This is a genomic window from Shinella agrisoli, assembly GCF_046557955.1.
In the GTDB taxonomy this organism is placed as follows: domain Bacteria; phylum Pseudomonadota; class Alphaproteobacteria; order Rhizobiales; family Rhizobiaceae; genus Shinella.
Map to the genome: position 1 here is coordinate 14,076 of NZ_JBJIEP010000015.1, position 12,865 is coordinate 26,940.

At 66.2% G+C, this 12,865-nt stretch carries 12 protein-coding genes; 6 read left to right on the top strand and 6 right to left on the bottom strand.

Annotated elements, in window-relative coordinates; all coding sequences use genetic code 11:
* Positions 1-44 precede the first annotated feature (44 nt).
* Positions 45-431, top strand: coding sequence for a hypothetical protein (locus ACIIOY_RS16385; protein ID WP_411035747.1), 387 nt, complete (start codon positions 45-47; stop codon positions 429-431).
* A complete protein-coding gene (locus ACIIOY_RS16390) occupies positions 376-1,212 on the top strand; it encodes a M15 family metallopeptidase (RefSeq protein WP_411035748.1) in 837 nt (278 codons plus the stop codon). Before ACIIOY_RS16385 ends, ACIIOY_RS16390 begins: the two co-directional genes overlap by 56 nt.
* Positions 1,213-1,216: 4 nt before the next feature.
* On the opposite strand, the gene ACIIOY_RS16395 is transcribed toward ACIIOY_RS16390, so the two are convergent.
* The 3 genes from ACIIOY_RS16395 to fumC form a co-directional block, all read right to left on the bottom strand.
* Positions 1,217-1,864 carry a L,D-transpeptidase gene (locus ACIIOY_RS16395; protein WP_411035749.1) on the bottom strand — a complete coding sequence of 216 codons (648 nt, stop codon included), beginning with the start codon at positions 1,862-1,864 and terminating at the stop codon, positions 1,217-1,219.
* A gap of 497 nt (positions 1,865-2,361) precedes the next feature.
* Complete coding sequence (locus tag ACIIOY_RS16400; protein ID WP_411035750.1) at positions 2,362-3,432, bottom strand: GGDEF domain-containing protein; 1,071 nt, start codon at positions 3,430-3,432, stop codon at positions 2,362-2,364.
* 168 nt (positions 3,433-3,600) lie between these two features.
* Positions 3,601-4,992: a class II fumarate hydratase gene (fumC, locus tag ACIIOY_RS16405; protein WP_411035751.1), complete on the bottom strand. Its 1,392-nt coding sequence runs from the start codon at positions 4,990-4,992 to the stop codon at positions 3,601-3,603.
* Between the two features lie 533 nt (positions 4,993-5,525).
* On the opposite strand from fumC, the gene ACIIOY_RS16410 reads away from it, so the two are divergent.
* A complete protein-coding gene (locus ACIIOY_RS16410; protein WP_411035752.1) occupies positions 5,526-7,394 on the top strand; it encodes a L,D-transpeptidase family protein in 1,869 nt (622 codons plus the stop codon).
* A 4-nt stretch (positions 7,395-7,398) separates the two neighbouring features.
* Here ACIIOY_RS16410 and ACIIOY_RS16415 read toward each other — a convergent pair whose 3' ends face one another.
* Positions 7,399-8,199, bottom strand: a complete 801-nt coding sequence (locus ACIIOY_RS16415) for an APH(3'') family aminoglycoside O-phosphotransferase (RefSeq protein ID WP_411035753.1) — start codon at positions 8,197-8,199, stop codon at positions 7,399-7,401.
* 2 nt (positions 8,200-8,201) lie between these two features.
* Complete coding sequence (locus tag ACIIOY_RS16420; RefSeq protein WP_411035754.1) at positions 8,202-8,891, bottom strand: HAD family hydrolase; 690 nt, start codon at positions 8,889-8,891, stop codon at positions 8,202-8,204.
* A 191-nt stretch (positions 8,892-9,082) separates the two neighbouring features.
* Between ACIIOY_RS16420 and rpiA the strand changes: the two genes are divergently transcribed.
* The 3 genes from rpiA (at position 9,083) to gor (ending at position 11,907) form a co-directional block, all read left to right on the top strand.
* Positions 9,083-9,781, top strand: coding sequence for a ribose-5-phosphate isomerase RpiA (rpiA, locus tag ACIIOY_RS16425; RefSeq protein WP_411035755.1), 699 nt, complete (start codon positions 9,083-9,085; stop codon positions 9,779-9,781).
* A gap of 18 nt (positions 9,782-9,799) precedes the next feature.
* On the top strand, positions 9,800-10,339 hold the full coding sequence (locus ACIIOY_RS16430; protein WP_411035756.1) for a DUF2059 domain-containing protein: 540 nt from the start codon (positions 9,800-9,802) through the stop codon (positions 10,337-10,339).
* 179 nt (positions 10,340-10,518) lie between these two features.
* Complete coding sequence (gor, locus tag ACIIOY_RS16435) at positions 10,519-11,907, top strand: glutathione-disulfide reductase (RefSeq protein ID WP_411035757.1); 1,389 nt, start codon at positions 10,519-10,521, stop codon at positions 11,905-11,907.
* Here gor and ACIIOY_RS16440 read toward each other — a convergent pair.
* Positions 11,885-12,787 (bottom strand): LysR family transcriptional regulator, encoded by a 903-nt coding sequence (locus ACIIOY_RS16440; RefSeq protein WP_411035758.1) that lies wholly within the window; start codon positions 12,785-12,787, stop codon positions 11,885-11,887. The two genes, gor and ACIIOY_RS16440, sit on opposite strands and share 23 nt — an antisense overlap.
* Positions 12,788-12,865 lie beyond the last annotated feature (78 nt).

A 12,865-nucleotide genomic window follows, 5' to 3' on the forward strand; every position in this document is an offset into this window, starting at 1 on the left:
CTGTCATTGTTTGTAAAGGGCTTCGGCCGGATCTGGAGTGGGAAATGCGGACAGGAATTCTTGCGGCGGCTTGCGCGGCGGCGATGATGGTTTCGGCCGGCGCGGCGCATGCCGACGAGCTGCTGGAAAGTTACAGTGCCTATATCGGTCAGGACGACCTCTACAATTCCAGCAACGAGCGGCTGACCCAGCCCTGGCAGGTCATCCGCCAGGACCGCGCCAATGTCCACCGCTTCGGGATCCGCCAGCCCGGCGACGACATCGACGGTTTCTTCGCTTCCCCCCGCAACCGCGATCTTGCCGAGCGCATGATCCGGCACGGCCGCATCGAGGGCGATGCCGCCCGCCGGCTGCTCGACGGCGACGTCCGCGTCCATGTGGAAATCTGGCGCGGGGCGGGAGGCGACTATATCAATATCTCGGTGGACTGAGCGCTGGATCGCCGTCGCGATCGCGCTGGCTGCCGTGCGGGCGGCCGGCGCGGCCGAGCCCGACCTCGCGACCCGCCTCAAGCTGCTGGTGGAAGCCTATCCGGAGAGCCTTTCGGGCGTCGAGGACGACAGGCTCGTCTTCCGGGACGGCGGGCCGCCGCTCGAGATCGACGACGGGAAGACCAAGGACCACCAGGCGGCGCTTTCCGCCGGCGACGTGGAGGACAGCCTCCGGCAGGTCTACCCGCTCGGGGCCTGCGAGACGGAACCCGCGGTCGATTTCGATCCCGGCCGCATCCGCAGCGATCCGTTGATGATGCGGCTCTACGGCCGGTCGGCGAAGGCGGTGGAGGCCAGCCTCGTGCCGGTCGAATGGTTCGGCGCGACGCTTCGCGTGACGAAGCGGCAGGGCGCCGCGGCGGCCCTCGAGAAGGTGCGCGACGACCTTGCGGCGAAACCGGAGCTGAGGCGCTACCTCGCGCCGTCCGCCGGCACGTTCAACTGGCGCAAGGTCGCGGGCGCGCCGAACCTGTCGGTCCACAGTTTCGGCGCGGCCATCGACCTCAATACGAAGTTCGCCGACTACTGGGTCTGGTCGGGCGGCAAGCCGGGCAATGTGCCGGGCCATGCCAACAGGTATCCGATGGCGATCGTCGAGATATTCGAGCGGTACGGCTTCATCTGGGGCGGCCGGTGGTATCACTACGACACGATGCACTTCGAGTATCGGCCGGAAATCGTCGCGATAGCGAGGGCGGCGGGCGCTTCCGCCTGCCGGTGAGCGGTCAGTCCCGCACGATGACGGTCGTGCCCGCCCGGACCTCTTCGTAGAGGTGCTCGACGTCTTCGTTCGCCATGCGGATGCAGCCCGAGGACTGCGCCTTGCCGAGTGAGGACGGCTGGTTGGTGCCGTGGATGCGGTAGACGGTCGAGCCGAGGTAGATGGCGCGCGAGCCGAGCGGGTTGTCGAGGCCGCCCTTCATCGAGACCGGCAGGATCTTGCCCTTCTTCGCCTCGCGGGCGCGCATGTCCTGCGGCGGCGTCCAGGTCGGCCATTCGCTCTTGCGCGTCACCTTCTCCGTACCGGTCCAGAGGAAACCCTCGCGGCCGACGCTGACGGCATATTTCATCGCAAGGCCGCTGCCGAGCACGTGGTAGAGGCGCCGCTCGGAATTGTCGACGATGATCGTGCCGGGGGCGGCCTTCTCATGGAAGGCGACGAGTTCGCGGGCGATGGGCGCACGGGAGACGGCGGCGACCCTTTCCCTCGACTTCACCGGCTTGCCGCCGGAAAGCACCTGGAGCCAGCCGGTCTTCTGCGTGGAGGAGGAAAGCGAGGCGACTTCGATCGGGTCGATGGCGCTGCCGGCGGCAAGGGCGCTGCCGGCGGTGGAAAGAAGGCCTGCGATGACGGCGACGGCGAGCTTTTTCATGGTCCTGTCCCTGTCCGGAGCGGCCGGGGCATTCATGCCCGGCGTCTTCTGATGGGGACCTTTTAGGACAGCGCCGCCTTTCGCGGTGTTCCGGCGGGAACAGGACGCTCCCGCCATTCCGTCAGAAGGGCTGGATCCAGACGAGGCTGCTCAGCATCAGGACGGCGATCATCGTCATTTCGAGAAATCCGGTTTGCATGGCACGCTCCTCCTTTGCCGCAAGAACGCGCGATTTCCGCCGTGGTTCCGCCCGACATGGGGCACGGAGGGAAAAATCCTTGCCGAAACGTGAAAAGATGCTTGGAGGGGGCGGTCAGTTTGATGCGAGACATTGCCCCAGGCACGCCGTCATCCTCGGGCGTGACCCGAGGATCCATTCTTTTCAAAGGCTTATGGATGGTCGGGTCAAGCCCGACCATGACGGAGGAGAGGTTGGCGATGTTTGCCGTCACACCGACGGCGCCCCGCGGGCACCGTTTCGGGACGGGTGGGCCTTCCTACTTGCGGTAGATCAGCCAGCTCTTCGCGAAATCCTTCTTCATGCCGTCCTCGAAGGCCATGGTGCGGTTGCGGCCGCCGTTCTTGGCGCAGTAGAGGGCGATGTCGGCCTTGGAGTAGAGCTCGCCGGGGCCTTCCGCCCAGGAGGCCATGCACAGGCCGAGCGAGATGGTGATCGGCCCGTAGTTGACGCCGGTCTTGGAGTTCTTGAAAGGCGTGTGCTCCAGCGCGACGCGGATGCGCTCGGCGATCGCCATCGCCTCTTCCTCGGTATTGCCCTCGACGATCATGGCGAATTCCTCGCCGCCGGTGCGGGCGACGAGGATGTCCTTGCGCACGTTGGCGCGGATCAGGCTGCCGACCGAGGCGAGGATCTTGTCGCCGACCGGATGGCCGTAGGTGTCGTTGATCTTCTTGAAATGGTCGATGTCGGCGAGAATGAGCGCCGTGACGTTGCGCGACAGGGTCGAGTTGTAGATCGCGGAAAGCTTGTCGTCGAAGGCGCGGCGGTTGGAAAGCTGCGTCAGCGAATCCGTGTTGGCGATGCGCTTGTACTCGTCGAGCTCCTTGCGCACGTTCTCCATCTCGCGCGATTTCTGCGTGACGTTCTCCACCATCTCCTTGCCCTGGGTGATGGTGTCGCCGGTGGCTTCCGTCAGGACGCCGATGACGCTCTTGATGATGTCGACGCTCGTGGCGTTCTTGCTGGTGATGCGCACGAAAGTCTCGTCGAGCAGCTTGTTGTAGCTTTCGAGCGAGTTCTGTTCCTGCTTGAGGAGGCGCAGCAGACCTTCCAGTTCGCCGACGATCTTCGTGTGCGCGCCGTCGATGGCGGTCGCGCCGTGGTGATGGCCGAAATACTGCTGGCCGATCTCGTCCAGCTCCTCCTGCGAGGCCTTGCTGCCGAGGGCCGCGAGCTCGCGCGTCAGCTTGGGGTTGGAGCCGATATAGGCCTCGTAGAACAGCTCGTAGTTCCGCGGGATGGGAGAGACACCCATTATGCGCATCGCGTAGGTCACCTGCGCCGCGATGTCCGGCACCTGGACCTTCTGCGCAACTGCCGTGTTCATGTCGGCTGCTCCTGATTTTCGTTCGTTGGCTCCCATCCCGTAAAATAAGGCGAAAATGCTTTGGGAATGATTAACGGTTGTATGTTCCGCAAGGGAAAGCGGGCAGAAAAAAGGCCGCAAATCCAAGGATCTGCGGCCTCGATGGCGGCATTCTGGTAAACGCCGTCCTCAACCCGGCATGATCATCTTTTCCGGGCGCACAACCTCGTCGAACTCCTCGTTCGTGACGTAGCCGCCGCCGACCGCTTCCTCGCGCAGCGTCGTGCCGTTCTTGTGGGCCGTCTTGGCGATCTTGGCGGCGTTGTCGTAGCCGATCTTGGGGGCAAGGGCGGTGACGAGCATCAGCGAGCGGTCGAGCGCCGCCTTGATGTTGTCCTCGCGCGCCTCGATGCCGACGACGCAGTTGTCGGTGAACGAGATCGCCGCATCCGACAGGAGCTGGACGGACTGAAGGAAGTTGTAGGCCATCAGCGGGTTGAAGACGTTGAGCTCGAAATGGCCCTGGCTGCCGGCGAAGGTGAGGGACGCATGGTTGCCGAAGACCTGGGCGCAGACCTGGGTGAGGGCCTCGCACTGGGTCGGGTTCACCTTGCCCGGCATGATCGAGGAGCCCGGCTCGTTTTCGGGAAGCGCCAGCTCGCCGAGGCCGGAGCGCGGGCCCGAGCCGAGGAAGCGGATGTCGTTGGCGATCTTGAAGAGCGCGGCGGCGGCCGCGTTGATCGCGCCGTGCGAGAAGACCATGGAATCGTGCGCGGCAAGCGCCTCGAACTTGTTCGGCGCGGTCTTGAAGTCGATGCCGGTGATCTTCGCGATGTGCTCGGCGACCTTCTCGGCGAAGCCGACCGGGGCGTTGAGGCCCGTGCCGACGGCGGTGCCGCCCTGGGCGAGCTCGCACAGGCCCGGCAGCGTCAGCTCGATGCGCTTGATCGAGGAGGCGACCTGCGCGGCGTAGCCGGAGAATTCCTGGCCGAGGGTCAGCGGGGTCGCGTCCTGCGTGTGCGTGCGGCCGATCTTGATGATGTGGTCGAAGGCCTTGACCTTGGCCTCAAGCGCGGCGTGCAGGTGCTTGAGCGCCGGGATGAGGTCATGGACGATGCGCTCGGCGCAGGCGATGTGCATGGCCGTCGGATAGGTGTCGTTCGACGACTGGCTCATGTTGACATGGTCGTTCGGATGCACCGGCTTCTTGGAGCCCATGACGCCGCCGAGCATCTCGATCGCCCGGTTGGAGATCACCTCGTTGGCGTTCATGTTCGACTGGGTGCCCGAGCCCGTCTGCCAGACGACGAGCGGGAAATGGTCGTTCAGCTTGCCGTCGATGACTTCCTGCGCGGCCGCGACGATCGCCTCGCCGAGCTTGGGGTCGAGGCGGCCGAGCTCCATGTTGGCGCGGGCGGCGGCCTGCTTGACGATGCCGAGGGCGCGCACGACCGAAAGCGGCTGCTTCTCCCAGCCGATCCTGAAGTTGCCGAGCGAGCGCTGGGCCTGGGCGCCCCAGTAGCGGCTGCTGTCCACCTCGATGGGGCCGAACGTGTCTGTTTCCGTGCGCGTCGATGTCATTGTGCTTCCCGCTTAAAGCCCATGCGCTTCGTCCTGCCGCCGGCGCCGCCGCCGCATGGGACGCGGCAGGCCGGGCGAGCGCGGGCCGTGCGAGACGGCCGCGCCTGTGCGAATAAATCGCACAAGTCTCTGGCTCATCTGCGACCTGCTTGCAAGGGTGGAATCCCCGCCGGAGGCGAGACTTTCGGTTAAAATCGATTAGGCGCAGACAGGCGCTTTGCGGAGGCTGCCGGAGCCGTCCCGGGCTTGTGCCTTTTCCATCACAACCGCCCGATCATTTTTTCGGATTTTTTCGCACGGCCGCGGAGAAAGGCCGACCGAACGCAAAAAATCCGCGTCGATTCAAATTTTTACGCCGTGTCGTTCGTCCTCATTTCCAGGCTCCGGAATGACGGCTTCGTGAGGTTCGGCAGGGCTGGCGGAAACGGGCGTTTCCTTTTCATTCACCATCCTTTCCTATAACTTACCGGCCTGCTGGTTCGGGCGTCGCCAGAAGACCGCGATGTGCGGTTCATACGGGGAATGGAATACATATGAAGCTGACAAAGACTGCCGTGCTGGCCGCCGCGCTGGCGTTCTCCTGCGCCACCATCACGTTCAACGCCGCGCCCGCAAACGCCCTGACGCTGATGGACATCATCCGCGGCGGCAAGAAGAGGGAACCGGCGCGCGAGGGCCTTCCCGGCGTCATGCTGCCGGGAGGCGAGGCGAAGCGAGAGGCAAAGCCCCTGCCGCGCGTCACCGGCCCGCGCTACTACACCTACAAGGCCGACGCCCTGAAGCGCGTTGCCGTCGACAAGCTTGCCGATCCGGTCGTGACCAGCTCGATCTCGGCCGACCTCGCGCCGGCCGGCGACGCCGGGATCCGCGCCGCCTTCTCGGCGGTGAACGTGCGGGCGACCCCCGATGCCGCAAAGGCGGTCGAGACCTTCTACGGCACGCAGAAGAGGTTCGTCTGGGTCGACGGCACGGGCATCACCGAGAAGGCGAAGACGGCGATCGCCGTTTTGGCCGATGCCGCGGCCGTCGGCCTCGATCCCTGGGACTACGCGGTGAAAATTCCGCCGGAGAGCTTCGACGGCGCCGATATGAGCAAGCGCTACCAGGAGCTTGCCACCTTCGAGATCGCCCTGTCCGCCGCCGTCGCGACCTATGTGCAGGATGCGGTGCGCGGCCGGATCGATCCCAACCGCATTTCCGGCTACCACGATTTCAAGCGCAAGGACGTCAACCTCGTCGCCGCGCTCAGGAACGTCGCGCTCAGCGGCAACGTGAAGGCCTATCTGGAAAGCCGCTCTCCGGCGAGCGCCGACTTCCTCGCGCTCAAGGCCGAGCTCGCCAGGCTCAAGGCCGAGAAGGACAGCGAGGACCGCGTCGAAATCGCGGAAGGCACGCTGCTGAAGCCCGGCCAGAGCAGCCCGGAGCTCGCCAATATCGTCAAGGGCATCGTCAAGCACGGCTCCGACGCGCTGAAGACCGATCATTCGGTGACGATCGCCACCTATCACGGCACGCCGGAATACACGCCCGAACTGGTCGCCCTCGTCGAAGCCTTCCAGAAGGAAAACGGGCTGAAGCCGGACGGCGTCGTCGGCAAGGCCTCGATCCGCAAGCTCACCGGCGGCGATTCGATCGCCGACAAGATCGCCAAGGTCGAGGTGGCGCTGGAGCAGGCGCGCTGGCTGCCGGCCGACCTCGGCGCACGCCACGTCTTCATCAACCAGCCGGCCTACATGGTCTACTACCACGAGAACGGCGCGGAGAAATTCTCGATGCGCACGGTGGTCGGCTCGAAGTCGAACCAGACCTATTTCTTCCAGGACCGGGTGCAGACCGTCGAGGTCAATCCGTACTGGGGGGTACCGCAGTCGATCATCATCAACGAGATGCTGCCGAAGCTTCGCAGCGACCCGTCCTACCTCGACCGCATGGGCTACGAGGTGGCCGTGGGCGGCCGCGCCGTGCCGTCCTCCTCGGTCAACTGGCACGGTTCGACCGCAGGCGTTTCGGTGCGCCAGCCGCCGAGCGGCGACAATGCGCTGGGCGAGCTGAAGATCCTCTTCCCGAACAGCCATGCCATCTACATGCACGACACGCCCTCGAAGAGCTTCTTCAAGAAGGACATGCGGGCGCTGAGCCACGGCTGCGTGCGCCTTGCCGAGCCGCGCAAGATGGCCGCCGCCGTGCTCGGCGTGACGGAGGAGGAGGTCGGCAGGGAGATCGCCGCCGGCCGCAACAAGGCGCTGAGCGTCAAGGCGGACATCCCGATCTACATCGCCTACTTCACCGCCTGGCCGAACAAGGACGGCACGGTCGAATATTTCGACGACGTCTATGGCCGCGACGACTACATGCGCAAGGCCTTCGCCGCCACGCGCACGGTGCGGCAGGCGCAGGGCTGAGCCCTCAGCCCCAAGTCAGCGGGTCGAGCCTGAGATAGAAGGCGAGGCGCTCCCTGTCGGGCGCCTCGATTCGCAAGACCGAGAAGAGGATGTCGAAGGCGCGTCCGGCCTCTTGCGGCGTGTTCCAGCTTTCCCCGGCATTGGCGAGCATGAGCGCGAGATCGGCATGGCGATCCGCCGTGCCGAGGCGGCCGAGGTCGATGACGCCCGTGCAGCGGAGCGTTGCCGGGTCCACCATGAAATTCGGCATGCAGGGATCGCCGTGGCACACGACGCGGTCCTGCGCCTCCTGGGAAAGCCGCAGGGGCAGCTCCGCTTCCACGCGCGCCAGCAAATCCCGGGCGGGTACGTCCTTGTCCTCGTCCGGCAGGAAATCCGAATTGACGGCGTCGCGCGCCACGACACCGGCGGCGCGGGCGAACATGTCGGAAAGGCTTTTGCCGAAGGGGCAATCGCCGGCCGGAAGGGCGTGGATGGCCGCAAGCTGCTCCACCATGGACGGCCAGGCCTCCAAGAGGCTCGCGCCGGAAGGCGTCGCCGCCGGAACGCCGGGCACCGCGCTCATCACGAGGCAGGCGCCGTGCTCGTTCTCCCGCCAATCCTCTGGCTCGGGGCAGGCGATGCCCTTGCCCGCGAGCCAGCCGAGCCGGTCCCGTTCGCCGGCAAGCTCGGCCGCGCGCGGGCCCGCCGCGAGCTTGGCGTAGCGCCTCGCATCCGCGCTGCGGAAGACGCGATCGCCGGATTCGCCCTGATGCGCCGGGGTCCATCCGGACCGGATGTCGAGCAGCGTTTCAATCCAGTCCAAGATCACTCCATCGAAGGTCGGGGGGCGATGAGGCGCTCGACGAGGCCGGGCGTCAGCTCGTCGAAATGGGCGATGACGTGGTCCGGTTCAAGATCGGCGACCGGCACGTCGGAATAGCCGAAGGGTACGCCGATGGAGGGAACGCCGGCATTGCGGGCGACGAGCATGTCGTTGAGGCTGTCGCCGATCATCACCGTGCGCCTGGGGTCGGCGCCGGCGAGGCGGACGGTGCCGAGCAGGTGCTCGGCATCCGGCTTGCGGACGGGGAAGGTGTCTCCGCCGGTGATCGCCGCGAAGCGGGCGGAGAGGCCCAGGCCCTCGATGAGGCGGCGGGCAAGGCCCTCCAGCTTGTTCGTGCAGACGGCGAGGCGGTAGCCGGCGCCGTCGAGGCGGTCCATCGCGTCGGCGAGGCCCGGATAGGGCACCGAGACGCCCGGCATGGCGTTGGAATAGTGCTCGACGAAGATGGCGAGCATGCGCTGGAGGTCGCCGTCGGAAATCTCGCGGCCGCGCAGCGCGAAGGCGCGCTTGATCATCACCTGGCCGCCATGGCCGACGAGGTAGGTGAGGTCGCCGTATCCCACCGGCTCCAGGCCCTCTAGGCCGATCGTGTGGTTGAGGCTCGCCACGAGGTCGTGCGCCGTATCGATGAGCGTACCGTCGAGATCGAAGACAACGAGTGGAGCGGACATGGGAAAACCTTGCGGGCAGAGGGGAGGGACTTCTCCGGTATGCGATGGCGCGGGCATTTGCAATCCGCTTCTGTGCCGCAGGAGGCCGGCGATTTTGGCTTTCGTTTGCCATTCAGGGCGTGTAAGTGTCTCACCGGAATTGCGGCCGCTTCGCGTGCGACGGCTGGTATCTGTTCAGGGAGCTTGAGGGCATGGACGCCCGGGAAATGAAGATCAAGGCCGCAGAGGCAGCGCTCGCCCACGTGGAAGACGGCATGCGCCTCGGCATCGGCACCGGATCGACCGCGGAGGAGTTCGTGCGGCTTCTGGCCGAAAAGGTGGCCGGCGGCCTCAAGGTCGAGGGCGTGCCCACCTCCGAGCGCACGGCGCGGCTTTGCCTCGAGCTTGGCGTGCCGCTGAAGTCGCTCGACGAACTGCCGGAACTGGACCTTGCCATCGACGGCGCCGACGAGGTGGACGGCAGGCTGCGCCTCATCAAGGGCGGCGGCGGCGCGCTGCTGCGCGAGAAGATCGTCGCCAGCGCCTCGCAGCGCATGATCGTCATCGCCGACGAGAGCAAGGTGGTCGAGACGCTCGGCGCCTTCAAGCTGCCCATCGAGGTCAACCCGTTCGGGCTGGTCGCGACCCGCATCGCCATCGAGAAGACGGCGTCGCGCCTCGGCCTTTCCGGGGCGATCACGCTGCGCACCTCCGGGGGCGATACCTTCACGACGGACGGCGGGCACTATATCCTCGACGCATCTTTTGGCCGCATTCCTGATGCAGATGCGCTCGCAAGCAGTCTCAATGACATACCGGGCGTCGTCGAACACGGCCTCTTCATCAATATGGCGTCGCTTGCCATCATCGCGGGACCCGCCGGTGCGCGCACGCTGACGGCGAAAGAATAGACAGGAGCACAGACCGATATGATCAAATTTGCTGGTTTCGGCCGGACCCTCGCGGCGACCCTCATCGTTTCGGCAGGCCTTGCCGGCGCCGCCAAGGCGCAGGACGTCACGGACGAGCAGATCAAGACCGCGCGTTCGGCCATCGACGCCATCGGCGCGACGACCAACTTCGACAACATCCTGCCCGGCCTTGCCAACCGCGTGAAGTCCACGTTCGTCCAGGCTTCGCCGAATCACGAGGCGGAAATCAACGCCGTCGTTGACGAACAGGCGCTCGCGCTCGCGCCGCGCCGCGCCGATCTCGAGAGGGAAGCCGCGACCATCTACGCCAAGACCTTCACGCAGGAAGAGCTGAAGGCGATCGCCGACTTCTACAATTCCCCGGTCGGCAAGAAGCTCCTGGCAGACGGCCCGATCGCCACGCGCGAAGTCATGAAGGCCGCCGAGATCTGGGCCGCGGGCATCGACCGCGACCTGCGCACCGAAAGCGGCAAGAAGCTCGACGCGATAATCGGCACGCCGCCGGCCGGCGACGGCGGTGAAGCGCAGCAACAGTAACGCGGAAGGCGGCCCCGGCCGCCTTTTTCATGCCTGCGCCGAGGCGGACCTTGCAGGCCGTCGCGACGGGGCCTTTCCCTTTTTCCTGCGCTGTTCCTATATGTGGAAAGCCTCGCGCGGATTCGTCCGGCGGGTCCCCCGACGGCCGACCGGCCAGCTTGCCCGCAGGAGATCTCGACATGACGGCATTCGACTACGACCTCTTCGTCATCGGCGGGGGATCCGGCGGCGTGCGCAGCGCGCGCCTTGCCGCCGCCATGGGCAAGAAGGTGGCGATCGCCGAGGAGTTCCGTTTCGGCGGCACCTGCGTGATCCGCGGCTGCGTGCCGAAGAAGCTCTACGTCTATGCCTCGCAGTTCCACGAGCATTTCGAGGACGCGGCGGGCTTCGGCTGGAAGGTCGGGGAAACGCGCTTCGACTGGCAGGCGCTCGTCGCCGCCAAGGAGAAGGAGATCACACGCCTCGAAGGCCTTTACCGCAAGGGGCTGGAGAACGCCGGCGCGACCATTCTTGCGACACGCGCCGTGCTCGTGGGGCCGAACACCATCCGCCTCACTGCGACGGACGAGCTGGTGACGGCCGAGCGCATCCTCATCGCCGTCGGCGGCCATCCGACGCCGCATTTCGACCTGCCCGGCCACGAGCTCTGCATCACCTCGAACGAGGCCTTTGACCTGCCGGAGCTGCCGAAATCCATCCTGATCGCCGGCGGCGGCTACATCGCCGTCGAGTTCGCCAACATCTTCCACGGCCTCGGCGTCAAGACGACGCTGATCTATCGCGGCAGGCAGATCCTGTCGCGATTCGACCAGGACATGCGCCAGGGCGTGCAGTCCGCCATGATCGCCAAGGGCATCCGCGTCATCTGCGAGGACATCATCACGAAGGTCGCGGAGGCGGAGGACGGGCGCCGGTCCGTGACGACGAAGGCGGGCGAGACGCTCACCTTCGACCAGGTGATGCTGGCGCTCGGCCGCGTGCCGAACACGGGCAGCCTCGGGCTGGAGACGGCGGGCGTCAAGACGAACGAGAAGGGCGCCATCGTCGTCGACGCCTATTCGCGCACCAACGTGGCCGGCATCTTCGCGCTCGGCGACGTGACCGACCGCGTGCAGCTCACCCCCGTCGCGATCCACGAGGCCATGTGCTTCATCGAGACGGAGTTCCGCGGCAATCCGGTCTCGCCCGACCACGACCTCATCGCCACCGCCGTCTTCTCGCAGCCGGAAATCGGCACGGTCGGCATGAGCGAGGAGGAGGCCGCGAAGGAATTCGACGATCTCGAAATCTACCGCGCCGAATTCCGCCCGATGAAGGCGACGCTTTCCGGCCGGCAGGAGAAGACCATCATGAAGCTCGTCGTCAACGCGACGGACCGCAAGGTGCTCGGCGCGCACATCCTCGGCCACGAGGCCGGCGAGATGGCGCAGCTTCTCGGCATCTCGCTGAAGGCGGGCGTCGGCAAGGACGACTTCGACCGCACCATGGCGGTCCATCCGACGGCGGCGGAGGAGCTGGTGACCATGTACCAGCCGAGCTACCGCGTCAGGAACGGGCAGCGGATCTAGCCGGCACTCCATTTCCGGCCGGCAGGCGTCCGGCGAAACGATCCTCGTTGCGCTTGAAAAGCGCCGAGAGGCGATCGATCACGAGGCGCATTTCCGGCCGGTGGCGGTCGTCGTCGTTGACGGCAAGCCACAGGGGATGGGCAAGCTCCCCGATCGGCTCGCCTTCGCGCACGAGGGACGGCAGGGCGTCCCCGACGAAGGCCGGCAGCGCGCCGCGCCCGGCCCCGCCTGCGATCAGCCGGGCGAGCACGTCGGGAGCGTTCGTCCAGGTGTGGATCTGCTGCTCGTGGTTGCGGAACACCCAGCGTTCCGCATCGGACGCCGCGACCTCCGTGCCGATCGACACCCAGGGCAGGTCATCTTTCGAGGCCGCGCCGGCGGCCCGGTAGACCGCATAGGCGACGTCAACGGATTTGCGGACCGCGACGTTGCCGATCCGGGGGGCGCTGTCGAAGAGCGCGATCATGCCGTGCCGGTAGGTCAGGTCCTCGCCGGGCGGCAGCCGCTTGCAGCACAGGCGGAAGCTGTCGTCCGGGCCGCGCAACGTGCCGACGTTCTCGGCGATGAAGCCGCTCAGCCAGATGTCGCCGGCGATCGAGACGATGGGAAGCGCGAAGGCATCGCCGTGCCAGCGGGTGATGTCGGCCGTCGTGCGGCGGATGGTCTGCACGTGCTCGAACAGCACCATGCCGTCCGGAGCGAGGCGGTAGCCCTGCTGGCTGCGGATGAAGAGCGTGCGCCCCATGGCCCGCTCCAGCGCCAGCATGCGGCGGCCGATCGTGGGCGCGCTGATGCCCGTCATGGCCGAGGCGCCGGCAAGCCCGCCCTCCGAGGCCACGTGGAAGAAAAGCTGCAGGTCGCTCCAATCGACTTCGGACATCGCCGGCTCCTCGTTCTTGCTCCCCTGTTTAACGCAAAACCGGCCGGCCGGTATCGCTCACCGGTGAAACGGGCGTTT